Annotated in this window: 20 protein-coding genes and 1 riboswitch; of the genes, 10 read left to right on the forward strand and 10 right to left on the reverse strand. The window is 54.1% G+C overall.

Going from position 1 to position 26,217, the window contains the following annotated elements:
* Positions 1-34 precede the first annotated feature (34 nt).
* A complete protein-coding gene (locus ABDW13_RS10860) occupies positions 35-628 on the forward strand; it encodes a YhgN family NAAT transporter (protein WP_097095273.1) in 594 nt (197 codons plus the stop codon).
* 34 nt (positions 629-662) lie between these two features.
* On the opposite strand, the gene panS is transcribed toward ABDW13_RS10860, so the two are convergent.
* The 4 genes from panS to ABDW13_RS10880 all read right to left on the reverse strand — a co-directional run bounded on the left by panS (position 663) and on the right by ABDW13_RS10880 (position 4,672).
* Positions 663-1,586: a ketopantoate/pantoate/pantothenate transporter PanS gene (gene panS / locus ABDW13_RS10865; protein ID WP_343552574.1), complete on the reverse strand. Its 924-nt coding sequence runs from the start codon at positions 1,584-1,586 to the stop codon at positions 663-665.
* A 181-nt stretch (positions 1,587-1,767) separates the two neighbouring features.
* Positions 1,768-2,460, reverse strand: coding sequence for an aquaporin Z (gene aqpZ / locus ABDW13_RS10870; RefSeq protein WP_343552575.1), 693 nt, complete (start codon positions 2,458-2,460; stop codon positions 1,768-1,770).
* A 264-nt stretch (positions 2,461-2,724) separates the two neighbouring features.
* Entirely contained in the window at positions 2,725-4,080 is a 1,356-nt protein-coding gene (lysC, locus tag ABDW13_RS10875; protein ID WP_343552576.1) for a lysine-sensitive aspartokinase 3, read from the reverse strand.
* 113 nt (positions 4,081-4,193) lie between these two features.
* Positions 4,194-4,388: riboswitch (Lysine riboswitch) on the reverse strand.
* Between the two features lie 29 nt (positions 4,389-4,417).
* Positions 4,418-4,672 carry a hypothetical protein gene (locus ABDW13_RS10880; protein WP_343552577.1) on the reverse strand — a complete coding sequence of 85 codons (255 nt, stop codon included), beginning with the start codon at positions 4,670-4,672 and terminating at the stop codon, positions 4,418-4,420.
* Positions 4,673-4,762: 90 nt separating this feature from the next.
* Between ABDW13_RS10880 and pgi the strand changes: the two genes are divergently transcribed.
* The 5 genes from pgi (at position 4,763) to ABDW13_RS10905 (ending at position 10,718) form a co-directional block, all read left to right on the forward strand.
* Entirely contained in the window at positions 4,763-6,409 is a 1,647-nt protein-coding gene (pgi, locus tag ABDW13_RS10885) for a glucose-6-phosphate isomerase (RefSeq protein ID WP_343552578.1), read from the forward strand.
* 515 nt (positions 6,410-6,924) lie between these two features.
* A complete protein-coding gene (gene yjbE / locus ABDW13_RS10890; RefSeq protein ID WP_343552579.1) occupies positions 6,925-7,173 on the forward strand; it encodes an exopolysaccharide production protein YjbE in 249 nt (82 codons plus the stop codon).
* Between the two features lie 73 nt (positions 7,174-7,246).
* Complete coding sequence (locus ABDW13_RS10895; protein WP_343552580.1) at positions 7,247-7,894, forward strand: YjbF family lipoprotein; 648 nt, start codon at positions 7,247-7,249, stop codon at positions 7,892-7,894.
* Entirely contained in the window at positions 7,891-8,628 is a 738-nt protein-coding gene (locus ABDW13_RS10900; RefSeq protein WP_343552581.1) for a capsule biosynthesis GfcC family protein, read from the forward strand. Before ABDW13_RS10895 ends, ABDW13_RS10900 begins: the two co-directional genes overlap by 4 nt.
* Positions 8,628-10,718 (forward strand): YjbH domain-containing protein, encoded by a 2,091-nt coding sequence (locus tag ABDW13_RS10905; protein ID WP_343552582.1) that lies wholly within the window; start codon positions 8,628-8,630, stop codon positions 10,716-10,718. The genes ABDW13_RS10900 and ABDW13_RS10905 overlap by 1 nt, the downstream gene beginning before the upstream one ends.
* A 51-nt stretch (positions 10,719-10,769) precedes the next feature.
* On the opposite strand, the gene metH is transcribed toward ABDW13_RS10905, so the two are convergent.
* Positions 10,770-14,453 (reverse strand): methionine synthase, encoded by a 3,684-nt coding sequence (gene metH / locus ABDW13_RS10910; protein ID WP_343552583.1) that lies wholly within the window; start codon positions 14,451-14,453, stop codon positions 10,770-10,772.
* A gap of 197 nt (positions 14,454-14,650) precedes the next feature.
* Between metH and iclR the strand changes: the two genes are divergently transcribed.
* Entirely contained in the window at positions 14,651-15,484 is an 834-nt protein-coding gene (gene iclR / locus ABDW13_RS10915) for a glyoxylate bypass operon transcriptional repressor IclR (protein WP_343552584.1), read from the forward strand.
* Here the strand turns inward: iclR and aceK are convergent.
* The 5 genes from aceK to ABDW13_RS10940 form a co-directional block, all read right to left on the reverse strand.
* Positions 15,481-17,214 carry a bifunctional isocitrate dehydrogenase kinase/phosphatase gene (aceK, locus tag ABDW13_RS10920; protein WP_343552585.1) on the reverse strand — a complete coding sequence of 578 codons (1,734 nt, stop codon included), beginning with the start codon at positions 17,212-17,214 and terminating at the stop codon, positions 15,481-15,483. The two genes, iclR and aceK, sit on opposite strands and share 4 nt — an antisense overlap.
* A gap of 89 nt (positions 17,215-17,303) precedes the next feature.
* Complete coding sequence (gene aceA / locus ABDW13_RS10925) at positions 17,304-18,605, reverse strand: isocitrate lyase (protein ID WP_343552586.1); 1,302 nt, start codon at positions 18,603-18,605, stop codon at positions 17,304-17,306.
* Positions 18,606-18,621: 16 nt separating this feature from the next.
* Positions 18,622-20,220, reverse strand: a complete 1,599-nt coding sequence (gene aceB / locus ABDW13_RS10930) for a malate synthase A (protein WP_343552587.1) — start codon at positions 20,218-20,220, stop codon at positions 18,622-18,624.
* A gap of 262 nt (positions 20,221-20,482) precedes the next feature.
* Entirely contained in the window at positions 20,483-21,412 is a 930-nt protein-coding gene (gene metA, locus ABDW13_RS10935) for a homoserine O-succinyltransferase (RefSeq protein ID WP_343552588.1), read from the reverse strand.
* Between the two features lie 110 nt (positions 21,413-21,522).
* On the reverse strand, positions 21,523-22,374 hold the full coding sequence (locus ABDW13_RS10940; protein ID WP_343552589.1) for a LysR family transcriptional regulator: 852 nt from the start codon (positions 22,372-22,374) through the stop codon (positions 21,523-21,525).
* A 170-nt stretch (positions 22,375-22,544) separates the two neighbouring features.
* Here ABDW13_RS10940 and ABDW13_RS10945 point away from each other — a divergent pair, with 170 nt between their 5' ends.
* From ABDW13_RS10945 to ABDW13_RS10955, 3 genes are read left to right on the forward strand one after another with little or no spacing between them, the layout of a single operon-like run.
* Positions 22,545-23,735 carry a M20 family metallopeptidase gene (locus ABDW13_RS10945; protein WP_343552590.1) on the forward strand — a complete coding sequence of 397 codons (1,191 nt, stop codon included), beginning with the start codon at positions 22,545-22,547 and terminating at the stop codon, positions 23,733-23,735.
* A complete protein-coding gene (locus ABDW13_RS10950) occupies positions 23,732-24,523 on the forward strand; it encodes a transporter substrate-binding domain-containing protein (RefSeq protein ID WP_343552591.1) in 792 nt (263 codons plus the stop codon). Before ABDW13_RS10945 ends, ABDW13_RS10950 begins: the two co-directional genes overlap by 4 nt.
* Positions 24,510-26,150, forward strand: a complete 1,641-nt coding sequence (locus ABDW13_RS10955; protein ID WP_343552592.1) for a M28 family peptidase — start codon at positions 24,510-24,512, stop codon at positions 26,148-26,150. The genes ABDW13_RS10950 and ABDW13_RS10955 overlap by 14 nt, the downstream gene beginning before the upstream one ends.
* Positions 26,151-26,217 lie beyond the last annotated feature (67 nt).

A 26,217-nucleotide genomic window follows, 5' to 3' on the forward strand; every position in this document is an offset into this window, starting at 1 on the left:
TTTTCAGCAACACAACTAATAATGGCTACCCAACATGACTGAAATGATATCCGCGACCATACTGCTGCTGCTGATTATGGACCCGCTGGGCAACCTGCCGATTTTTATGTCGGTGCTCAAACATCTGGAACCCAAGCGCCGTCGCGTGGTGCTGATGCGCGAAATGCTGATTGCGCTGATTCTGATGCTGCTGTTTCTGTTTGCCGGTGAACGCATTCTGGCGTTTCTCAATCTGCGCACCGAAACGGTGTCGATTTCCGGCGGCATTATTCTGTTCCTGATCGCCATCCGCATGATTTTCCCCTCTGGCGAAAGCAGCACCAGCGGTTTACCGGCCGGTGAAGAACCGTTTTTGGTGCCGCTGGCAATTCCCCTAGTGGCTGGCCCGTCACTGTTGGCGACGCTGATGCTGTTGTCGCATCAATATCCCAACCAAATGACGCATTTAGTCGGCGCGCTGCTGATTGCGTGGGGTGTGACGGTGGTGATTTTGCTGATGTCAGGACTGTTTTTACGCTTGCTGGGTGATAAAGGCGTGAATGCACTGGAACGTTTGATGGGATTGATTTTGATTATGCTGGCGACGCAGATGTTTTTGGATGGGATTCGAACTTACCTGAAGCTGTAATGAAAAAGGGCGGCTATTGCGCCGCCCTCAATGCTTATTTCTGCTTCTTATCGATGGGTTTACCTGACCAATAACCGGCCAGCAGCGAACCTGACAAGTTGTGCCACACCGAGAACAGTGCGCCCGGCAATGCCGCCAGCGGCGAGAAGTAAAGCTTGCCTAACGTGGCCGCCAAGCCGGAGTTCTGCATACCGACTTCCAGCGCCAGCGTACGGCAGGTGGACTCATCGAAGCCAAACAGCTTGCCGCCCCAATAGCCGCCCAATAGACCAATCGCGTTGTGCAGAATCACCGCTACAATCACCATCAAACCGACCGAACCGATAAAGCCTTGGCTGCCAGCCACTACCGCGCTGATGATCAGCAAAATGCACAGCATAGAAAACGCTGGCAGATACGGCTCAACGCGACGCACCACGCTGTTCATGGTGTGGTGAATAATCAGGCCAAGACCAATCGGGATCACCACGATTTTCACGATGCTCAGCAGCATGCCGACCACATCCACCTGAATGTGCGTATCGACATAGAAGCGCGTCAGCAACGGCGTGGCGAACACGCCAACCAGCGCGGAAACAGACGAAATGGTCACCGACAGTGCCACATCGCCTTTCGCCAGATAGATCATCACGTTTGAAGCGGTACCGCTGGCGACGCTGCCGACCAGAATCATACCCGCCGCCAGATCCGCGGGCATCTGGAACAGTTTCGCCAATCCCCATGCCGCCAATGGCATCACTAAATAGTGCAGGAATGTGCCAGCGATAACCGGCGCAGGACGCACCAGCACGCGTTTGAAATCGTCGATGTTAAGCGTGACGCCCATGCCGAACATAATCAGCATTAGCAGATAAGTGACCCACGGGCCAATGCCGAGAAAAGTCGAGGGAGAGTAATACGCCGCGACCGAGAGCAGCACGGCCCAGAGCGGGAACAGGCGAGTAAGTTTGCCGAGCATGAAGCACTTCCTATTGGTTTTTTAATTTATGTTGCGTTGCCACAGATGAATTGCCGCGCGGGGAACGACCACAGCAGCGGACGCGGGATCATAACATTTCATTATCATGGCGTAAGGCGGGAAGTGGCTTCAGAGGGAAAATGCGGATCGGCTGCTGCCGATCCACGGAAATGATTAGAAATTACTCTGCTTTTTCCAGTAAAAAGCGGTAGATCGCACCACCAATCGCCGCACCGATAATCGGTAACAGCCAGAACATCCACAGCTGTTCTAATGCCCAGCCGCCCTGGAAGATGGCAACGCCGGTGCTGCGCGCCGGGTTAACAGAAGTGTTGGTGACGGGAATGCTCACCAAGTGAATCAGCGTCAGCGCCAGGCCAATCGCAATCGGTGCAAAGCCTGCTGGCGCACGTTTATCGGTCGCGCCCATGATCACAATCAGGAACACCGCCGTCAGCACCAGTTCGGTGATCATGCCGGCATTCAGGCTGAAACCGCCCGGTGAATGCTCGCCGTAACCGTTTGAGGCGAAGCCGCTGGCTGCCGCATCAAAACCGGCTTTACCGCTGGCGATCAGATACAACACGCCTGCCGCGGCAATCGCGCCAACCAATTGCGCGATGATGTAAGGCACCACCTGCCCCGCCGGGAAACGTCCGCCGACGGTTAAACCAATGGTGACTGCCGGATTGAAATGACCGCCCGAAATGTGGCCGACCGCAAACGCCATCACCAACACGGTCAAACCAAACGCCAGCGCCACACCAGCAAAGCCAATCCCTAACTCTGGAAACGCCGCAGCCAATACCGCACTGCCGCAACCGCCCAATACCAGCACGAACGTGCCCAAACTCTCTGCCACCAATCTTTGCATATCTATTCCCTCAAATAATTTAATGTTTTCGCGGCGGGATTATCGTTTTAGGCGATTAAAGCGCAACCGCTGATTGAGAGATTAGTGTGATTTTTAGGCAATTCCAGCGAAAACAAGACGGTTCTCGCCAGGAAGAATGGGGATCATCAGAAACGTCTGGTGCGAAAAGTTGGGTGTCGCTGGGCTTAATTTATTGTTTAGTAAAATTTACCAATAAAAAAGCCGGACCATGTCCGGCTTGATTTTATGCACTAAAAATTTGCCTTAAGAACCAAAAAGATTCTTATGCAGCGCACGCACCACTTCTTCAGCATCTGGCGTTGGCACCAGGAAGCACAGGTTATAACTGCTTGCGCCGTAACAGATCATGCGCAAATTGAACGGCTCCAGTGCGCCAAATACCTGTTTGCCCACGCCACAGGCTTTCGACAGGTTGTTGCCGATAATCGCCACCAGCGCCAGATTCTCTTCCACTTCCACGCGGCACAGTGACGAGAGCTCGGTAAGCAGCGCTTGAGTTAGCAAGCTATCGCCGGTCGTAGTCGAACCGGTGCTATCCAGGGTCAACGCCACGCTCACTTCAGAGGTGGTCACCAGATCAACCGAGATATTGTGGCGTGCCAGAATCGCGAACACTTCAGCAAGGAAACCGTGTGCATGCAGCATATTCAGGCTATGCAGCGTGACCAGCGTTTGCTTGCGGCGTAACGCCAGCGCGCGGAACAGCGGTGGATTCTGCGTTTCGTTGCATACGCGCGTACCGCCGGCAGCCGGATCTTTACTCGAACCAACAAACACCGGGATATCGCTGCGCACCGCGGGTAGCAGCGTGGCAGGATGCAGCACTTTGGCGCCAAAGATCGCCATTTCAGCCGCTTCTTCGAAGGTGATCTCTTCGATGCGTTTGGCGGTTGGAACCACACGCGGATCGGTAGTGTAGATACCGGCCACATCGGTCCAGATATCGATACGCGCCGCCTGCAACGCTTCACCCAGCAACGCTGCGGTGTAGTCGCTGCCGCCACGGCCCAGCGTGGTGGTGCGGCCTTTGATTTCGCTGCCAATAAAGCCCTGCGTTACCACCAGCGCTTCAGCCACACGTGGCTGCAATTGAGCGACCGTCAGCTCTTTCAACGTGGCGACATCCGGTTCTGCACGACCAAAACGATCGCTGGTACGCATCACTTTGCGCACGTCAAACCATTCGCTGTTGACCTGACGCTCACGCAGGATCTCGACGAACAGCAGCGTTGACATCAACTCGCCGTGGCTGACCAGTTCATCAGTTAAAGCATGTGAGGTTGCCAGCGAGGTGGCTTCAGAAAGCATCGCGATGTTTTCCAACATGCGATCAATTTCCTGGCGAATCACCTCAGGTGATTGCAAGCGATCGATGATGGCGTATTGGATGTTGCGGATTTCATCCAGCAAATGTGCACGCTGCTCAAGTTCACGGCCTTCCGCCAGCGCCACCAGCAGGTTGGTCACGCCAGCAGAAGCGGAGAGCACCACTAAACGAGTATTGGGATCAGACAGCACGACATCCGCGCTGCGGTTCATAGCATCGAAATCGGCAACGCTAGTGCCGCCAAATTTAGCCACGATCAGAGTTTGAGACATTTAACGAACCCCGTGTCAGGTTATCTTTCTTCCGTTTTTGGCGACGGAAGACATAGTAGCAGCCTAGGCACAAGAGAAGAGCAGAATTGGGCGGACAAGATCAAAGTAGACAAGTCACCAAAAGCGCTTCACCTTGCGAACCGTCCGACTGTGGACGATTCTGGTGACAACCCAGAGGATTCAGCCCCTGCAGCCGACAGTGCAACACCCCGCGTGTTGCCCCACCTCGGCGTCACACCCCCTGATGTGTTATCTGCGGATACGGATCCTCAAACACACTGCCTGGGCGACGCGCCTCTTCTGGCTTACACCCGGAGGTGTAAGTAGCGCGCATAAATTACTGATTATTTTCCCCCCTGTCCATCCCTGCAATTTGAGGATTTCTCACTTTTACACTTCGACAAGCGCATCGCAGAACAAACGCGCTGGCCCACATCGCCCTAAAGTGGTTTGCAGTTAAGACAAACGCGGCTTTTTTCTGACGCAGCACAGAGAAGTTTGCGGCAGTGCTGCGCAAAATCACCGCCGGATAAAACTGAAACGCTGCGGCCACGGTCACAAATTTTTTCCCTTCGCTTGCAACTGTGGTCATACTAATTCGCGTCGCAAGCATGCTATGGATGCCGGGCCAGCAGGATGCCCCGGATGGAATGACGGTTTTAATTTCAACTAGAGTGTTGCCATGAAAAATATCAATCCGACCCAAACCGCAGCCTGGAAAGCGCTGCAACAGCATTTTGAACAGATGAAATCGGTACAAATTTCCGACCTTTTTGCCCAAGATGCCGATCGTTTTGCGAAATTCTCTGCCACTTTCGATGACCAGATGTTGGTGGATTTCTCAAAAAACCGCATCACCGCTGAAACGCTAGAAAAATTGCAGGCGCTGGCTAAAGAGACCGATCTGGCGGGCGCGATTAAATCGATGTTCTCCGGCGAGAAGATTAACCGCACCGAAGAGCGTGCGGTGCTGCACGTTGCCCTGCGTAACCGCAGCAACACGCCAATCGTGGTGGATGGCAAGGATGTGATGCCAGAAGTCAACGCGGTGCTGGCGAAGATGAAAGGCTTCTCCGAGCGCATCATCAGCGGCGAGTGGAAAGGGTATACCGGCAAAGCCATCACTGACGTGGTGAACATCGGTATCGGCGGTTCCGATCTCGGTCCGTTCATGGTGACCGAAGCGCTGCGTCCGTATAAAAACCACCTCAACATGCACTTCGTTTCCAACGTCGATGGCACGCACATTGCTGAAACGCTGAAAGATCTCAGCCCGGAAACCACGCTGTTCCTCGTGGCATCAAAAACCTTCACCACGCAAGAAACCATGACTAACGCCCACAGCGCGCGTGACTGGTTCCTGAAAACCGCTGGCGATCAGCAGCACGTGGCCAAGCACTTTGCTGCGCTGTCGACTAACGGCAAAGCGGTGGGCGAATTCGGTATTGATACCGACAACATGTTCGAGTTCTGGGATTGGGTTGGCGGTCGCTATTCACTGTGGTCAGCGATTGGTTTGTCGATCATCCTGTCGATTGGCTTCGAGAACTTCGAGCAGTTGCTGAGCGGCGCGCATGCGATGGATAAGCACTTTGCTAACACGCCTGCCGAGCAGAACCTGCCGGTGCTGCTGGCGCTGATTGGTATCTGGTACAACAACTTCTTCGGTGCTGAAACCGAAGCGATTCTGCCATACGACCAATACATGCATCGCTTTGCGGCTTACTTCCAGCAGGGCAACATGGAATCCAACGGTAAATACGTCGACCGTGAAGGCAATCCAGTGGATTACCAAACCGGCCCAATCATTTGGGGCGAGCCGGGTACCAACGGTCAGCATGCGTTTTATCAGTTGATCCATCAGGGCACCAAACTAATCCCTTGCGACTTCATCGCACCGGCGCTGAGCCACAACGTATTGGCCGATCACCATCCAAAGCTGCTGTCGAACTTCTTTGCGCAGACGGAAGCGCTGGCGTTTGGTAAATCACGTGATGTGGTAGAGAAAGAGTTTACCGATGCCGGTAAATCAGCCGAGTCCGTCGCGCACATCGTGCCATTCAAAGTGTTTGAAGGTAACCGCCCGACCAACTCCATCCTGCTGCGTGAAATCACCCCGTTCAGCCTCGGCGCGCTGATTGCGCTGTATGAGCACAAGATTTTCACCCAAGGCGCGATTCTCAACATCTTCACCTTTGACCAATGGGGCGTTGAGTTGGGCAAACAGCTGGCGAACCGTATTCTGCCAGAGCTGGAAAATGACGCGGAAATTAGCAGCCACGATAGCTCCACTAATGGCTTAATTAATCGCTACAAATCCTGGCGTTAATATTCCTGCCAATTGATCAAAGGCGGCTAATTAGCCGCCTTATTTATGTCAAATATGGAATAACAATCGCAAAGCTTCTATTTATTGGCGCCGAGAAGGTTAGATAATTCTTAAAGTGCAGTAAGGAAATTCGCATTATTTGCAGATTATTCCGAACACCACTCGATAAAGAATGGCCCTAATTATGAGGACCAAATAGGTTATCTCACTGATAGATTTATTATTTTTATTTATCCCCCGTCAGTATTTTCTGAATTTTATCCTTTGATATCAATAGTTAATGCAAAAGTGAAAAATCCTGCCACCAGTGCGGGATCCCATCAGTTATTCCACTGTGAAAAATAATCGCCATTAAAAAAAGCAGTTATCGCCAATTCGCCTTATTTATCACCAGAATTGTCCTCACATTCCGCCCTCTTTTCCTCGCGCTGAACTCTGGTAATTTGTTGCCCTATACTGAACGCGCCCGAAATCTGGGTAAATCCTTCATTCATTTTATAAATGCAGGAAACGTTATGAAAAAACTGATGGTTGCTGGTGCAGCCTTACTTTACGTCGCCGTTTCTTCTGCTGCGATTGCCGCACCAGAGGAAGCTGGTGCTGCAGCAGGCGCGCAAGCGGGAGCAATCTCGTCCGGCGCGTCCACCGCTGTCGGTATCGGCGCGCTCGGCGCGTTAGTGGGCCTCGGCATTGCTGCTACTGGCGGCGGTGACGGTGCAAATACCGGTACAACAACAACCACCACAACGAGCACCACTCGTTGATGTAGCACCTTTAAGCATAACCACACAGTCGTGTGGTTATTTTTTGCTTGGTTTGATTAGACAGGGATACACAGTGCGCCGACTCTCTTTGCTACTCCTTTGCCTGTTGCTACAGGCCTGCACACAAACGCAAAAAGGCCTCGAACAAACCGTGAAGCTGGCCATCAGCGGCCCGGATGATGTCACGGTCACCGATGAACAAGTCAACAACCTGCCTTACGCCAGCATGTACGCGCGCGTTAATGAAGGACCACGTATTTTCGTAGTACTGGGTTACAACGAAAACGGCCAACAGAAATGGATCACCCAGGACAAAGCCATGCTGGTGATGCAGCACGGCCGTTTGGTGAAAACGCTGGGCTTGCCGAGCAACCTCACCGACGTCAGCAACCTGGCGCAAGATCCACTCGCCGATGCGCTGCACCTGCAAAACGGTGCCAGCTGGACGCGCGTGGTGCAGTGGCGCGAGCAGGATAAAGTGCGCGCGGCGACGGCAACCTCCACCTTCCAGCGCGGTGACGATACGGTGCTGGATATCGCCGGTGAACGCGTGCCGTGTCGCGTGTGGCAGGAAACCGTGCGCATGGAGAGCGTCGGTGCAGAATGGCAGAACACCTTCTGGATCGATAACCGCGATGGCAGCGTGCTGCAAGCCAACCAGATGTTGGCAGCCGATGCATTCCCTGTTGATACCACCATTCTGAAGCCGGCTAAATCATGAAAAAAATAACGCCACTGCTCGCCGTTTTAGCGCTGCTGACGGCAGGCCATGCGCTGGCTGCCAGCCAGGTTACCGTGCACGATGTGCAGGGAAAAAAAACGCTGCAAATCAATGATGCGCAGAATCTCAGCCAATTGCTGACCAACCCGGCGCTGCACAGTTGGTGGCCGGGTACGGTGATCGCTGAACGGGGTGCAACCGCTGTAGCGCAACAACAGCAGCAACAACTGCTGGCCGATCTGCGCGTCTGGCAAGCCGACAGCGGCGAGTCGCTGTCTGCCACCATTAGCGCGGTGATCCACCAGCTCAGCGCGGTGCCGGTTACCGGTCGCCAGTTCACGTCGCTCGATCCCGATGAAGTGCGCCTGCGCCCGCAAGCGAACCGCACGCTGCAAGGCAGCTACGACCTTTACACCCTGGCGCAGCCTACACAGGTGCTGGTGCTTGGCGCGCTGGAAAATCCCGGCAAAGTCAGCTGGCAACCGGGCCGCGAAGTGCGTGATTACCTCGACGGACACGATCGTTTGTCCGGTGCTGAACGCAGTTTTGCCACGGTGATTGCGCCGTCCGGCAAGACGCAGCAAGTGCCTATCGCTTACTGGAATCATCGCCACATTGAAGTGGAACCTGGCAGCATTATCTGGCTGGGATTCACCTCATGGAGCCTGCCTTGGGGCCACAGCGATTTGAATGAGCGCATGCTTTCCGTTCTGACTCACCGGATACCAGACTGATGAAAAAACAATTACTTCTCAGCCTGTTGGCTGCTTCTGTTTCCGCCGCTTGCCAGGTGCATGCGGAAACCTGGCCGGATCCGGTCGGCCCTTCGCAATCCGATTTCGGCGGCGTGGGATTGATGCAAACGCCCACCGCGCGTATGGCAAAAGAGGGCGAATTTAGCGTCAACTTCCGCGATAACGACCAATATCGCTACTATTCAGCCTCAATGCAGCTGTTCCCGTGGCTGGAAACCACCGTGCGTTATACCGATGTGCGTACCCGCCGCTACAGTGCGGTAGAAGGTTTTAGTGGCAACCAAAGCTATAAAGACAAAGCTTTCGATCTCAAATTGCGTCTGTGGCAAGAGAGCTATTGGCTGCCGGAAGTGGCATTTGGTTCGCGCGATTTGGGCGGCACCGGCTTGTTCGACAGCGAATATCTGGTGGCCAGCAAAGCGTGGGGGCCGTTCGATTTCAGCCTCGGCATTGGTTGGGGTTATCTCGGCAACAGCGGCACGATTAAGAACCCGTTCTGCTCCTACAGCGACAGTTTCTGTACTCGCACCGGCGGCGGCGAAACCGGCACCATCAACGGTTCACAGATGTTCCACGGCCCGGCAGCGCTGTTTGGCGGCGTGGAATATCGAACGCCGTGGCAGCCGCTGCGCCTCAAGCTGGAATATGAAGGCAACGATTATCAGGACGACTTTGCCGGTCGTCTGGAGCAGCGTAGCAAGGTTAACGTCGGTGCGATTTATCGCCTCACCGATTGGGCGGATATCAACGCCAGCTACGAACGCGGCAACACCTTTATGTTCGGCTTCACGCTGCGCACCAACTTCAACGATCTGCACCAATCGCATATCGACAGCGCCAAACCGGCATACAATCCGCAGCCGCAGGGCAATTTGTTGCAGCCAACGGTGGTGGCGAACCAGCTGACCGATCTGAAGTACAACGCCGGTTTGAACGGCCCGCGCATTCAGACCAAAGGCAGCACCTTGTATGTCTCTGGCGAGCAAAACAAATATCGCGACACGCGTGAAGGCGTAGATCGCGCCAATCGCATTGTGATGAATAACCTGCCTGCTGGCATTGATACCATTGATGTCACCGAATCACGCTTTAACATGCCGCAGGTGACGACGCGCACCAACGTTGAGAGCTTGCACAACGAGCTGGCAGGTTATCCGCTGGGACATGAGCAGCCGCTGCAACAAACGCGTGAGAATCCGGTTGATGCGGGCAACACCGAGCAAGGTTTCTTTATCCGTAAAGATCGCCTGAATTACAGCCTGTCGCCGGTGCTGAATCAGTCGGTGGGTGGGCCAGAAAGCTTCTACATGTATCAGGTTGGCGTGATGGGCAACGTCGATTACTGGCTTACCGATCACCTGTTGGTCGGCGGCAGCGTATTCGGCAACCTTGCCAATAACTACGACAAGTTCAACTACAACGGCGCACCGGCGGATTCCACCTTGCCGCGCGTGCGTACGCACATCCGCGACTACGTTGAGAACAACGTTTACGTTAACGATCTGCAAGCCAACTACATGGGCTATCTCGGCAACGGCTTCTACGGCCAGCTTTACGGCGGTTATCTGGAAACCATGTACGGCGGCGTGGGTGGCGAAGTGTTGTATCGTCCGGTGGATAGCAACTGGGCCTTTGGTGTGGATGCCAACTACGTGAAGCAGCGTGATTGGGACAACATGATGCAGTTCACCGATTACAAAGCGCCAACCGGTAATCTGACGGCATATTGGCGTCCGTGGTTTATGCAGGATGTGTTGGTGAAAGCCAGCGTTGGGCAGTATCTGGCGAAAGATAAAGGTGTGACGGTCGATGTGTCGAAGCGCTTTGACAGCGGCATTATGGTCGGCTTCTACGCCACCAAAACCAACGTCTCTGCCGAGCAGTATGGCGAAGGAACCTTTACCAAAGGCTTCTATATTTCGGTGCCGATGGATCTGTTCACCGTGACGCCAACCCGTGGTCGTGCGCAGGTGAATTGGGTGCCGTTGACGCGTGATGGTGGCCAGATGTTGGGCCGCAAATATCAGCTGTATGATCTGACGTCAGATCGCGATGCGCGATTTAATTGATTGATTGCATTGAAATAGTAGAAAGGTCGCCATGTAGGCGACCTTTTTCACTTAATCCGCGTCGTAACCGAGGTTTGGCGCTAACCAACGCTCGACTTCACTGACGCTCATCCCTTTACGCGCGGCGTAATCTTCCACCTGATCGCGCTGAATCTGCGCCACGGCGAAATATTTGCTCTCAGGATGGCTGAAGTACCAGCCGGACACCGCTGCGCCCGGCCACATGGCGAAAGATTCGGTGAGCTTCATGCCGGTATGCTTTTCCACATCCAGCAACTGCCAGATTGGCGCTTTCTCAGTATGTTCCGGACAGGCCGGATAACCTGGCGCCGGACGAATGCCCTGATAATTTTCGCGAATCAGCTCTTCGTTGCTGAGATTTTCATGGGCAGCAAAGCCCCAAATCACCTTGCGCACGCGCTCGTGCAGATACTCAGCAAAGGCTTCAGCCAGGCGATCCGACACCGCTTTCACCATGATTTTGTTGTAATCATCGTGCTGCTGATCATACGCCTCAGCCAACGCATCCTCTTCCAGTCCGCCGGTCACCGCAAACGCACCGAGGTAATCCGCTTTACCGCTGGATTTCGGGGCCACGAAGTCGGCGAGGCAATAGTTAGCGAAGTCGGTCTTTTCGGTTTGCTGGCGCAAGTGATGGCTAACGCACAACACTTCGTTGCGGCCTTCATTGCTGTAGATTTCGATGTCATCGCCCACGCGGTTAGCCGGGAAAATCCCCACTACGCCGCGTGGATTGAGCGTGCCCGTGCTGCTCAGCATATCCAGCATCGCGTTGGCATCGGCAAACAGGCGCTTGGCTTCCTCGCCCACCACTTCATCTTCGAGGATGCGCGGATATTTGCCCGCTAGCGACCAGGTCATAAAGAAAGGCGTCCAGTCGATGTAATTGCGCAGCGTTTCAATGCTGGCTTCCACTGGGCTGACACCAAGGCGATGCGCCACCGGCGGCGTATAGCTTTCCCAATCGATGGCGTAATCGTTGTCGCGCGCAGTTTGTAAGCTAACCGGCGGCGTGCGCGGCTTTTTACGTCCGTGCTGAATACGCACCGTGTCGTACTCTTTGCGCGTGCGCGCCACGAAATCTTCTTTCAAAGTGTCGGACAGCAGCGAAGACACCACGCCAACGGTGCGCGAGGCGTTCTGCACATACACGGTTGGGCCGCTGTAGTTCTGCTCGATTTTCACTGCGGTATGCGCTTTGGAAGTGGTCGCGCCGCCAATCAGCAGCGGAATGGTGAAGCCCTGACGCTCCATCTCTTTCGCCACATTGACCATTTCATCCAGCGACGGCGTGATCAAACCGGAAAGTCCGATGATATCGGCATTCTCAGCTATCGCGGTTTTAAGGATTTTGTCGCTCGGCACCATCACGCCCAGATCGATGATTTCGTAGTTGTTGCATTGCAGCACCACGCCAACGATGTTTTTGCCGATGTCATGCACATCGCCTTTGACCGTTGCCAGCACGATCTTACCGTTGCTGCGCCCGGCTTCTTTGCTGGCTTCGATGTAAGGTTCGAGGTACGCCACCGCTTGCTTCATCACGCGCGCTGATTTCACCACCTGCGGCAAGAACATTTTGCCCTCGCCAAACAGGTCGCCGACCACGTTCATGCCGGACATCAGCGGCCCTTCAATCACCTGGATCGGACGTTCAAAGCCCTGACGCGCTTCTTCGGTATCCAGCTCAATAAATTCGGTAATGCCTTTTACCAACGAATACTCAAGACGTTTCACCACGTCCCAGCTGCGCCATTCCGCCTGCTGTTTTTCCTGCTCGCCATCGCTTTTGTTGCCGCGATATTTTTCCGCCAGCTCCAGCAGCCGTTCGGTGCCATCCTCGCGGCGGTTGAGAATCACGTCTTCTACCGCATCGCGCAGCTCGGCTGGCAAATCATCATAAATCGCCAGCTGACCGGCGTTGACGATGCCCATGTCCATGCCGTTGCGGATGGCGTAATAGAGGAACACCGCGTGAATCGCTTCACGCACCGGTTCGTTACCGCGGAATGAGAACGACACGTTAGACACGCCGCCGGAAATCATCGCGTGCGGCAGTTCGCGCTTAATGTCTTCACACGCGCCGATGAAGTCCATCGCGTAGTTGTTGTGCTCTTCAATCCCGGTGGCAACGGCAAAAATATTCGGGTCGAAAATGATGTCTTCGGGCGGGAAACCGACTTCTTCGGTGAGGATCTTGTAGGCGCGGCGGCAGATTTCGATTTTGCGCGCGCGCGTATCGGCCTGGCCGACCTCATCAAACGCCATCACCACCATCGCCGCGCCGTAACGACGCACTTTACGCGCGTGCTCAATGAACGGCTCAACGCCCTCTTTCATTGAGATCGAGTTGACGATGCCTTTGCCCTGAATGCATTGCAGACCTTTTTCGATCACTTCCCATTTCGAGGAGTCGATCATGATCGGCACGCGCGCGATATCCGGTTCACCAGCAATCAGGTTGAGGAAACGCACCATTGCTGCTTCCGCATCCAGCATGCCTTCATCCATGTTGATATCGATGATCTGCGCGCCGTTCTCAACCTGCTGACGCGCCACATCCAGCGCTTCGTTGTACTTCTCTTCTTTAATCAGGCGCTTAAATTTCGCCGAACCCGTGACGTTGGTACGTTCACCAACGTTGACGAACAGCGAATCGGCCTGAATGTTCAGTGGTTCAAGACCCGCCAAACGGCAAGCAACGGGAATGTCTGGCAATTGGCGTGGCGCAACGCCTTCCACCGCCGCCGCCATCGCGGCGATGTGTTCCGGCGTAGTACCGCAGCAACCGCCGATAATATTCAGGAAGCCTGAGCGCGCCCATTCGCCAATTTGTTCCGCCATGATCGCCGCATCAAGATCGTATTCGCCAAAGGCATTCGGCAAACCGGCATTCGGGTGCGCGGTAACGTAGCCTTCAGCAATGCGCGATAACTCGGCCACATATTGACGCAGTTCGTCTGGTCCCAACGCACAGTTGAGGCCGAACGACAGCGCATCGGCGTGGCGCAGCGAGTTGTAGAAACCTTCGGTGGTTTGCCCGGAAAGTGTGCGGCCAGAAGCATCGGTGATGGTGCCGGAGATCATCAGCGGCAGGTCAACGCCCATCGCTTCCATCTCGGCTTTTACCGCGTAAATCGCCGCTTTGGCGTTCAAGGTATCGAACACCGTTTCAATCATGATGATGTCGGAACCACCGGCAATCAGCGCATGGGTGGATTCGCGATAGGCTTCCACCAGCTGATTAAAGGTGACATTACGGAACGCAGGATCGTTAACATCTGGCGAAATGGAACAGGTGCGGTTGGTCGGGCCTAATACGCCTGCGACGTAGCGTGGACGATCCGGCGTTTTCGCCGTCCAGGCATCAGCACTGGCGCGCGCCAGTTTGGCGGCTTCGAAGTTGATTTCGGCGGATAGCGCTTCCATCGCGTAATCGGCCATCGCAATGGTGGTGGAGTTGAAGGTGTTGGTTTCCAGAATGTCCGCGCCCGCGGCGAGATAGGCATCATGGATTTCGCGAATCACCTGCGGTTTGGTTAGCACCAACAAGTCGTTGTTGCCTTTCAAATCGGATGGCCAATCGGCAAAGCGGCTGCCACGGAAATCCTGCTCACTCAGTTTATAACTCTGGATCATGGTGCCCATGCCACCGTCCAGAATCATGATGCGTTGCGCCAGCTGCTGTTGCAGCATTTCTGTTTTAGTGCTCACTCTTGCCCCATCCACGTCATTGCGTTGGCTAATATGCCAGCCAGACATACTGGCACAACTTTTAGATGAGCAAAAGTCAGGGTAGATGAGACATTTTCAGGAATAACGCCCTACAGGTCTGACCAGAAAGTCAGCGTTTGCATTAATAGCGTTAAAAACGAAAATGGTTTCCAGCATTGATGCGAATTGGAGACGTTATGGCAACCCCCGTGCCCGCGAAACGCGGCAAGAAACCTCGTGCTACAACGACCACCGCCAGCGCGCCCGTTGGCGGGCAAGTCCAATCTTTAACGCGCGGCCTGCGTTTGCTGGAATTGATTGCTGAATCACACGGCAGCGTGGCATTGACCGAACTGGCGCAACAGGCCGGTTTGCCCAACTCCACCACCCACCGTTTACTCACCACCATGCAGCAACAAGGTTTTGTCCATCAGGTCGGTGACCTGGGCTTGTGGACCATTGGTTCACACGCGTTTGTGGTCGGCAGCAGCTTCCTGCAAAGCCGCAACTTGCTGGCGATTGTGCATCCGGTGCTGCGCAAGCTGATGGAAGATGCGGGCGAGACGGTGAATCTGGCGGTGCTGGATCTCAGCGATTATCAGGCAGTGATTATCGATCAGGTGCAATGTACGCAACTGATGCGCATGTCGGCACCGATTGGCGGCAAGTTGCCGATGCACGCGTCCGGCGCGGGTAAAGCGTTCCTGGCCCATCTCAGCGATGAGCAAGTGACGGCGCTGCTGCATCAAAAAGGGCTGCATCACTACACGCCGAAAACCCTGATGTCGCCGCACAGCCTGAAGGAAAATCTGGCGCTGATTCGTAAGATGGGCTTTTCACACGATGATGAAGAACACGCGCTGGGTTTGCGCTGCGTAGCTGCACCGATCTATGACGAACATGGCGAACCGTTTGCCGCCATCTCGATTTCTGGCCCAATTGCGCGCATGACTGATGACCGTATCACCGAACTTGGCGCGCTGGTGATCCGCGCCGCCAAGCAGGTGACACAAACCTATTCCGGCCGCTAAGCGGCTACCGAGGTATATCGCGCGCTAAACCTTTGATTGGCGCGCCACGCAATCACCTCTTCGATATGCCCTTGTCGAATGCGCGTTTGCAGCGCGCGCCACCAGTTGGCATCAAACAATTGCGGATGCAGCGCTTGCAGTAACTTGCCGGTCGCCGGTTCACTGCACAGCGCGTAGCGGAAGGTTTCCGGGAACACATCATCTGGCCCAACGCTGTACCACGGCTCGGCCTGCAACTCATCTTCTTCATAGCGCGCAGCCGGCACATCGCGGAATATCAGTTCGGTCATCGGGCGAATTTCGTCATAGTCGTAAAACACCACGCGACCATGCCGCGTCATGCCGAAGTTTTTAAACAGCATGTCGCCGGGGAAGATATTCGCCGCTGCCAGTTGGCGAATCGCATCGCCGTATTCACCAATCGCATGCTGACGCTGTTCTGGTGTGGCTTGCGCCAGCCACAGATTGAGCGGCTCCATGCGGCGCTCCAGCCACAAATGACGGATGATCACCACATCGTCGCGCACGTCGAGCTTTTCCGGGATGTCGCGCTCAAATTCTGCCATCAAGGCCGCCGGAATGCGCGCGCGTGGAATGGCGAAGTGCTCGAACTCTTGGGTATCGGCCATGCGTCCGACGCGATCGTGCTCTTTGACCATGCGATAACAGTCACGCACCTGCGCATCGGTGACCTCTTTTTGCGGCGCGAAGCGATCTTTAATCACTTTGAAAACGCGATCAAAACCCGGCAGCGTAAACACCATCATCACCATGCCGCGAATGCCGGGCGCGATGGTGAAATCTTCCTGGCTGTGCGCCAGATAGTGCAGATATTCGCGATAACATTCGGTTTTGCCGTGCTTCTGGCAGCCAATCGCCATATAACGTTCAGCCACGGTTTTGCCCGGCAGAATCGGTTGCAGCCACGCCACCAGCGCGGCTGGCACCGGCGCATATACCATGAAATAGGCGCGCGCGAAGCCAAACACAATGCTGGCGTCATCGCTGTCGGTGAGACAGGTATCGATCCATAAACGCCCCGCATCATCGCGCTGGATCGGCAGCAAACACGGCACCATGCCGCTGCTTAATTGCAAACGCGCCACAATCCACGCGGTTTTATTGCGGTAAAACAACTCGCTCGACACATCCAGCGTCGCCGTCGCCAGTTGCGCTGCACCAAACTGTTCGTGCAGATGGCGCACAATCCAGCCGATATCGCGGGTTTGATCCTGCCACGTTAATCGCAACGGAATGTCGTTCAGCACCTGACGCAAGGTTTCCTGCCAGCTTTGTTGTGGGCGATACAGGCGCGACAGCGGGCGCTGCGCATCCGGCGCCGGTGCGTACGGCTGCGACGGGAAGATAAATAAACGTTCGGGAGACAAATGGCTGTGACCTTGCAGCCGACAATAGACCGAATTAAAGAAACTCTCGGCGATTTCATGACGCGGATAACCCGGCAGCAGGCTTTCATAATGGCTTTTGACGCGCAGCCAAAACGCTTCATCCCAACTTGAAGTGTCATTAAGAATGCGCAGTTGATGGGTAACCAAGCCAACGTGGTGATCGTAAAGATGGATACGCGCTTTCATCGCCTGTTGTACCGCATGCCAATCAGCCTGTTCGAAGCGCTGTTGCGCACCAGCGGTGATATCCAGAAAGCGTCCATACTGCGCGTCAAAACCTTGCAGAATGGTATGGGCGATCAGCGATTCTCTTGGGGTCATCGGCAACGCTCCGCTATCGGTTTGCCAGAAAAGCGGTCGCCATGAATGGCGACCCTACGAAGTGCGGTGCAATGCGCACCGGCTGGCGGTTAAAACTGCGAGGCTTCGGTAGAACCGGTTAAGGCGGTCACGGAGGATTGGCCGCCCTGAATCACATTGGTGATGCGATCAAAGTAACCGGTGCCGACTTCCTGTTGATGCGAGGAGAAGGTGTAACCTTTATCGCGCGCGGCAAATTCCGGCTGCTGCACTTTCTCGACGTAATGGCGCATGCCTTCACCTTGCGCATAGGCGTGCGCCAGATCGAACATGTTGAACCACATGCTGTGAATGCCCGCCAGCGTGATGAACTGGAAGCGATAGCCCATGTCGCTCAGCGCCTGCTGGAATCGTGCGATGGTGCGATCGTCGAGATTCTTCTTCCAGTTAAACGATGGCGAACAGTTGTAGGCCAACAGCTTACCGGGATATTGCGCGTGGATCGCATCGGCAAAGCGCTGTGCCAGTTCAAGATCTGGCGTTGAGGTTTCGCACCACAACACATCGGCATACGGTGCATACGACAAGCCGCGACTGATAGCTTGTTCAATACCCGCATGGGTGCGGAAGAAGCCTTCCGAAGTGCGTTCGCCGGTGATAAACGCTGAATCACGCGGGTCGCAATCGGAGGTGATCAGATCGGCGGCATCAGCATCAGTGCGCGCAATCAACACCGTAGGCACGTTCATCACATCCGCCGCCAGGCGCGCCGCCACCAGTTTCTGAATCGCTTCCTGCGTCGGCACTAACACTTTGCCGCCCATGTGGCCGCACTTTTTCACCGCCGCCAGTTGGTCTTCAAAATGCACCGCTCCGGCACCGGCCTGAATCATAGATTTCATCAGCTCGAAAGCGTTGAGCACGCCGCCAAAGCCCGCTTCCGCATCGGCGACAATCGGCAGGAAATAATCAATGAAATCGTCATCTTCCGGCGACACGCCGCTGGCCCACTGAATTTGGTCGGCACGCTGGAAGCTTTGATTGATACGCTCCACCACGTTCGGCACGGAATTGACCGGATACAGCGATTGATCGGGATACATTTGCCCGGCCAGATTGGCATCCGCCGCCACTTGCCAGCCAGAAAGATAAATCGCCTCAATGCCGGCTTTCGCCTGCTGTACCGCCTGGCCGCCGGTTAATGCGCCAAGGCTGTTGATGTAGCCTTTGCTGGATTCGCCATTCAGCAGCGACCACAGCTTGGTAGCTCCACGTTCCGCCAGCGTGCACGCCGGATTGACCGATCCGCGCAGATTTATCACATCCTCAGCGCTGTATGGACGAGTAATTCCCTGCCAGCGCGCTTCGTTCCAGCTTGATTCCAGTTGTTTGATCAGTTGCGTACGATTCATAGCACTATCTCCAAATTCAAGGCAGCAGGCGGTAGCCCGGCAGAGTGAGGAAAGAAACCAGTTCATCATCGGTGGTGATTTGCGCCATCAGCGCGGCGGCATCGTCGAAACGTCCGTTGCGGCAACGTTCTTCGCCCAGGCTGTGTTGCAATGTTTGTAATTCTTCGGCCAGTAAGCGTTCAAACAGCGCCACGGTAACCGGCTGCCCATCGCTGAGAATTTGTTTGTGGTGAATCCATTGCCAGATGGAAGTGCGGGCGATTTCGGCGGTCGCGGCGTCCTCCATCAAGCCATCAATCGGCACGCAGCCGTTACCGCTGATCCACGCCTCAAGATATTGCAGCGCCACGCGAATGTTGGCGCGCATGCCCGCTTCGGTGCGTTTGCCACGGCAAGGCGCCAGCAGACGTTCGGCGGTGATCGGTGCATCTTGCTCACGCGTGATATGCAGCTGGTTGGGATGATCGCCGAGACGACGGTCAAACTCCTCCATCGCAATGTCAGCCAAACCAGGATGCGCCACCCAAGTGCCATCGTGACCATTGCTGGCTTCACGTGCTTTGTCCTCCTGCACTTTCTGCGTCACCCATAAATTGCGCTCGGCGTCTTTGCTCGGAATCAGCGCCGACATGCCGCCCATCGCCAATGCGCCACGGCGATGACAGGTTCGAATCAGTAAACGCGAATAGGCATCAAGGAACGGTTGATCCATGCTGATTTGCTGGCGATCCGGCAAGATGCGATCCGGATGTTGGCCCAGCGTTTTGATGTAGCTGAAGATGTAATCCCAGCGTCCACAATTCAGGCCAACGACGTGATCGCGCAGTTCCCACAGGATCTCATCCATCTGAAACACCGCAGGCAGCGTTTCGATCAATACCGTGGCTTTGATGGTGCCACGCGGCAGATCGAAGCGATCTTCACTGAAACGGAAGATCTCACGCCACCACGCCACTTCCGCCGCATGCTCGGTTTTCGGCAGATAAAACCACGGCGCGTGGCCCTTCTCCAGCAACGCTTCCACGTTGGTAAACAGGTACAACGCGAAATCAAACAGTCCGCCGGGAATCGCGCGGTCGCGCCACTCCACATGCTTTTCGTTGAGATGCAAACCACGCACGCGGCACATCAGCAACGCCGGATTGGCACGCAACTGATAGATCTTGCCGGTGTCGCTGGTGAAGCTCAGCGTGCCGTTAACCGCATCGCGCAAAGTTAATTGCCCATCGATCAGCTTCGGCCAGGTCGGCGCCAGCGAATCTTCGAAGTCCGCCATGAAAACGTTGACGTTGGCATTCAACGCGTTGATCACCATTTTGCGATCCGGTGGCCCAGTGATCTCGACGCGGCGATCTTGCAGCAGTTGTGGAATCGGGCGCACTTGCCATTCACTTTCGCGAATGGAAGTGGTTTCCGAATTAAATCCCGGCAATTCGCCTTGATCATAACGTTGCTGACGTTGTTGGCGTGCTTTGAGCAGCCGTTCGCGCTCGGGCGCAAAACGCACCACTAACGCGTGCAGAAAGTCGATGGCTTCTGGGGTGAGCAGCTGCTTTTCCTTGTGGGTAAAGGGCTGGCTGAAGGTTAGCGTATTGCTGATAACCGAGTCTGTCATGCGGGCTGCCTCCTGTGTTGATCCTTCGTCTGGCGATCGGATCCGGATGTAGGGTGATTTTTAACCTGCAAGATCAGAGCATAATGATTTTTATTTTATTTTCAAAAACTATTTCCATTTTCATCTTTCAGATGATTTATATCATTGATTATTATTTAATTTAATCTCTCGAATTAAAGGCAATGCATTCCACTGGTAAATTTCAGGCAAAAAAAAGCCGCGACATTTGGGGTTGTCGCGGCAGGATCTGTTTTGCTTTGGATTATTCGAGCGATGGATTCATGTGGCGCAGATCGAATGGCGTGATCTGATAAACGTAGTAGTTGAGCCAGTTGGAAAACAGCAGGTTACCGTGGCTGCGCCAGCTGGCACGCGGCGGCAGTTCTGGGTTGTCGTGCGGGAAGTAGTTAAACGGTACGTCCGGATGCAGACCCGCATCGTAATCGCGATGGTATTCGCCTGAAAGCGTTAACGCATCGTACTCTGGATGTCCGGTAACAAAGGCCAGACGCTTGTCTTTGCTCGCCATCAAATAGGCGCCGGTGGCTTCCGATTCCGCAAACAGTTCCAGATCGGTGTAATCGCGAATCAACTGGCTGGGGAAATCAGCATATCGAGAATGCGGTGCGAGGAAATTGTCATCAAAACCACGCGTTAGCAATGCATGAGGATGCAGAATCTGATGCTCGTAGACGCCAGATAATTTGTTCTGCCGTGTCTGCTTAGGAATTCCATACAAGATGTTAAGCGCCGCTTGTACCGCCCAACAGACAAACAGCGTGGAAGTGACGTGCTCTTTCGCCCAATGCAGCACGCGCTGGATCTGCGGCCAATAGGCAACATCATTGAAATCCACCAATCCTAAAGGTGCACCCGTGACAATCAAGCCATCGAAGTTGTCGTTTTGGATGTCTTCAAAGTTGCAGTAAAAGTTGTTGAGATGCTCACTCGGCGTGTTGCGTGATTCACGGCTATCAATGCGCAGCAGCTGCACATCAATCTGGAGCGGCGAGTTGGAAAGTAGGCGCAAAAACTGGTTTTCCGTTTCGATTTTCTTCGGCATCAGGTTAAGAATCAGCACTTTAAGCGGACGGATTTCCTGAACACTGGCGCGCGACGACGTCATGACAAAGACGTTTTCATCACGCAAGAAATTCACTGCCGGTAATTCGTCGGGAATCCTGATTGGCATAACCTACTCACCTCTTACTTATAACCGTATAAACGTTTAGACATCCAGATGCCCGACATTAGCCTGGTGCTTTGTGAATGTCGAGCCTTCATGCGGAATATGAAAATGTTTCAGCTTAAATCGGCAAACATCTCGACGAATGGCTGAATCACCGATGCCTCGCTGCTGGCGTGTCGATACAGCAGCCAGGTGCGGCTTTTCAGCGTTTCACCCGCAACCTGCAATGGCTGACAGCACAAGCGATCGGACAAAGGCTGGTAGCTCGACACGATGGCATATCCAAGACCACGCTCCACCATCGCCAGACACACTTCCAGCTTGTCCACTTGCATTGCGACACGCGGAGCCAATGTGAAATTCGCATTCCACCATCGCTCAATCAGATGGGTGATATGACCGCCATGATTGATACGAATCTGCGGCAATTGCGGTAATAGGCGCAGATCAAGCGGTTGCTGACTCACCAGCCAATAGTCATCAACGTCGACCAAGCGTTTGCCATCGCGCCAATGATAATCATCTTTGACCAGCGCGGCATGGACCTCTTCCCGCTGTAGCTTCTGGTACATCTCTTCGCTCAGACCGCTAACCAGGTTAACGCGAATACCGCTGTGCTGCGTGCTGAAGCGCGCGAGAATTTCCGGCAGGCGATAAGCCGCATAATTGCTGGTGACACCAAGGCGCAGTTCCCCCTGGCGCGGCTGCGTTAGGCTTTGCAAGGTTTGTCGCAGCAACTGCGATTCATTGAGCATTTTCGCCGCGTGCTGCGCCAGATAACGGCCTTGCGCGCTGAATACCAGCTGACGCCCGCTCTCTTCAAACAGCGCCACTCCCAACTTACGTTCTATCTGCTTGAGGCGATAACTCAACGCCGGTTGCGAGGTGAAAAGCTGTTCTGCTGCACGCGTGACGTTTTGGTGTTGCCACACCGTATGAATGATCAGCCAATCTTTTTCGTTCATCGCATCTCCCCGCTACGTTGCCATCCATAAAATAATTTTTGCCAACAGTGAGCAAGCAATAAAAAAGCTCAATTGGGAATTTGTGACGCAGAGGTTTATATCTGAACAATACATTTTAATTCAAAGCATTACTCGCACCATGATGGTGAGAGCATGATTGCAGGTGCACTATGTCAGAGCAGAAAGAAAAAATTATTTATGCCGTAAATCATTTGAGTGAGGCGATGGCGCTGTTGGCTCGCGATATTCATGCTCATCCTGAACTGAGCTTTGAGGAGCATCGTTCGGCAGCGGCTTTGCAGCAACCACTGCGCGAGGCAGGATTTGAAATTACTCAGCCATTGGCTGGCATGGAAACCGCGTTTCGTGCGCGCTATGACACGGGCAAAACTGGGCCGCATATTGCGCTGTTAGCCGAGTATGACGCGCTGCCCGATTTAGGCCACGCCTGCGGGCACAACCTGATTGGTACGGCTTCAGTTACCGCGGCATTGGCGCTGGTACAAAGTGGCCAGTGGCAAAGCGGCTGTTTAGAAGTGATTGGCACGCCGGCTGAAGAGGAAGGCGGCGGGAAAATTATCATGGCGGATCAGGGCATTTTCTCTGATGTTGATGCGGTGATGATGTTCCATCCACGTGAGAAAAATATGATGACGCGCGGCGCATTAGCCTGCGTGGATGCGGTATTCAAATTCTATGGCAAGGCGGCACATGCGGCTTCCGCGCCTCATCTGGGTGTTAGCGCGCTGGATGCGGTGATTCACACCTTTGTAGGCATCAATGCCCTGCGCCAGTTCTTCACTGATGACGTGCGCGTGCACGGCATCATCACCCACGGCGGTGATGCCACCAATATTGTTCCAGCCTATGCCGAAGCGAAGTTCTTGATGCGTGCGGCAACGGTAGGTGGATTACAAACCGTGCGACAGAAAGTCTTTGCCGCGGCGCACGCTGCCGCTGCGATGAGCGGAGCGCGTATTGAGATTGAAGAAGGCCTGACCTATGCCGAACGTAATAACAATCAAGCATTGGCGGCGCTTTTTCAGCACAACATCGAACATTTAGGGCTGACCGCCGAGGCGGCACCCGATCGCGGTGGCGTGGGTTCATCGGACATCGGCAACGTTAGCCAGCTGACCGCCGCTATTCACCCCTATTTACGCATTGGTGATGTGATCCCACACACGCCGGAATTCGCCATTGCAGCAGCATCGGAATCAGGCATTGACGCGATGTTGAATGCCGCCAAAGCGCTGGCGATGACCGCTTTTGATTTGCAATCCCCCCAACATCTTCAGGCCGTACGCCAGGAGTTTACTCGCTGGCATAGCGTCCATCATTCCGCTGGAGAACCATTATGAAAACAGGCTTAACCTTGCTGGCAACCTTATCACTGGCGCTGGCTAGTCAGGCATTCGCTGCCGGCGAAACACTGCGCGTTGGTGCAGATCTCAGCTATCCACCGTTTCAGTTCCGCGATCAAAATGGCACGCCAACCGGCTTTGAAATCGATATTACCAATGCTGTTTGCCAGGCCATACAGGTGAAATGTGAATACGTAGTAAGTAGTTTTGATGCTGAAATTCCCTCTTTGATGGCGAAAAAAGTCGATTTCATTTCCCCACTTGGCGCTACTGAGAAACGCCGTAAATCGATCGATTTCAGCGATTTTATCTACCATATCCCGACAAAATTGGTCGCGCATAAAGGCAGCAATCTGCAACCAGACGTCGCTTCACTGGTCGGTAAGCGCATCGCGGTTCAGCAAGGTTCGATTCAGGAGATGTATGCCAATAAATTCTGGGCACCTAAAGGCGTCGATATTGTGATGTATCCCGATCAGGATGTGATTTATCAGGATCTTGCCGCGGGAAGGTTGGATGGAGCATTGAGTCCGGGCGTTGCGGTTACCTTTGGTTTCTTGAATAAACCAGAAGGTAAGGATTTTGCGCTGACCGGGCCTGAAGTGCGTGATGATAAATTATTCAGCATCGGTTCGGCTTATGGCGTGCGTAAGGATGATGAGAAAACACAAAAGCTGCTGAATGAAGGGCTGGCGAAAATCATGGCGGATGGCACATGGGAGAAGATCAAGCAGCACTATTTCGGCGCACTGGAAATGAAGGTGACGCGTGATGTTGCCCAATGAGTTACAGCTGGCGATGCGGCAATTACTGGAGAAGTTCCAGCATTGGCATCGCTTATCGGGTAGCGCTGATGCCGAACACAGCATTGACTGGCTATGTGACTTTTTGCAGCAGAGGCAGATTTCCTTTCATCGCGAATATTGTCGATTGTGGTTAAGCGATCCGCTTTCCGCTTCGTTAACTCTGAATAGCGATCCCGATTGGCATATTCCAGCGAAAACGCGTTCCTTCTCTGCAGATTGTCCGCAAGGTGTCGAAGCCGAGTTGGTGTATGACGATCGTGCACTGACTTTTATCGCGGATTGTGAGCGAACGGAGTGGGAAAACCGGATGAAAGGGAAAATTGTCGTTGCTGATCAAGGATATGAAGACTACGTTCAGCGGTTGATGCAGGCGGGTGCCGCGGGTTTGATTCATATTTGGGGCTCCGCGGAGAGTGCACTGCATGAAGAAACTGTCGGCCCAATTTGGGGATCGCCGGTACCCGATGATCTGCTGCGCTATCCCACTCTTCCGGTTATTAGTATCAATCAGCAAGATGGCAAAGCGTTGCTTGAACGTATGCAGCAACCGCTACGGGCGAACATCATTACAGTATTGCATGAACATATCGCACGCTGTTCACTGCCGATCATTGAACTGCCCGGAGAAACTGAGGAGTTTGTTCTGCTCTCCAGCCATTACGATTCCTGGCATCAAGGCGTGACCGATAATGCAACCGGCAATGCGCTGTGTCTGGCGTTGGCACTGCATTATGCTCAAAATCCAGAGCAGCTGCGACGTGGCTTGCGCATCGCTTTCTGGCCGGGGCACTCCAATGGCCGTTATGCCGGCTCCAGTTGGTATGCCGATCATTTTCGTGATGAGCTGGTTAATCACTGTGTGGCTCATATCAATGTCGATTCGCCTGGCTGTGTCGGCGGCAGTGAAGTGGTGATCAATGCCAGCGGTGCGGAGTCCGTTAGCTGGCTGAACCAGGCGGTAGAAAAGGTGACAGGTTTGCCGGCCTCACGTATTTCCCCGCTGGGTAAAGGTGGCGATCAGTCCTTTTGGGGCGTCGGAATTCCGTTACATTTCGCACTGCGCGAAGAACCGGCGCTACGATCCTCACTTTCCCCCGGAAGTGGCGGCGGATGGTGGTGGCATACCGAGCAGGATACCCTGGATAAAGTTGATGATGCCCATCTATGGCGCGATGTGAAGATTCATCAGCATTGGCTGGATGCTTTATTGATGGATGAAGTGCTTCCGCTTGATGCGTCAAACTATTTGCATCAGCTACGTTCCGCATTGACGCAGTTGCAGTATGAGATCGATCCCGCTTTTTCGTTGCAGCCGATTGATGTGCTATTAGAACGTTTGATTCTTGAAATGGGATCAAAAAAAGTATCTGAGAAGGCGTTTGGATTGTGGCATCGCGCTCGCTATCGCGCATCTGATGATTTTCATCCCGACTTGAGCTTCCATGGTGGGGCCTTTCCCGGTTTGCAATTATTGCGCGGTCACCGGCAAGAAAATTGTAGCGAACGCTATTGGCTGATGCTTGAAACGCAATTCGTCCGCCAGCGCGATCGTCTGTGCGAGCTTTTTGCGTTGAGTTTGCAGCTAATCCTGCATGAAATCGGATGATTTTTGCTGTGTTTCTCTAATATTCAGACGTAAAAAAGCCCTGAACTCGCGTTCAGGGCTTCTTCAC

It is taken from the genome of Pantoea sp., assembly GCF_039594315.1.
Taxonomy (GTDB): Bacteria; Pseudomonadota; Gammaproteobacteria; order Enterobacterales; family Enterobacteriaceae; genus Pantoea.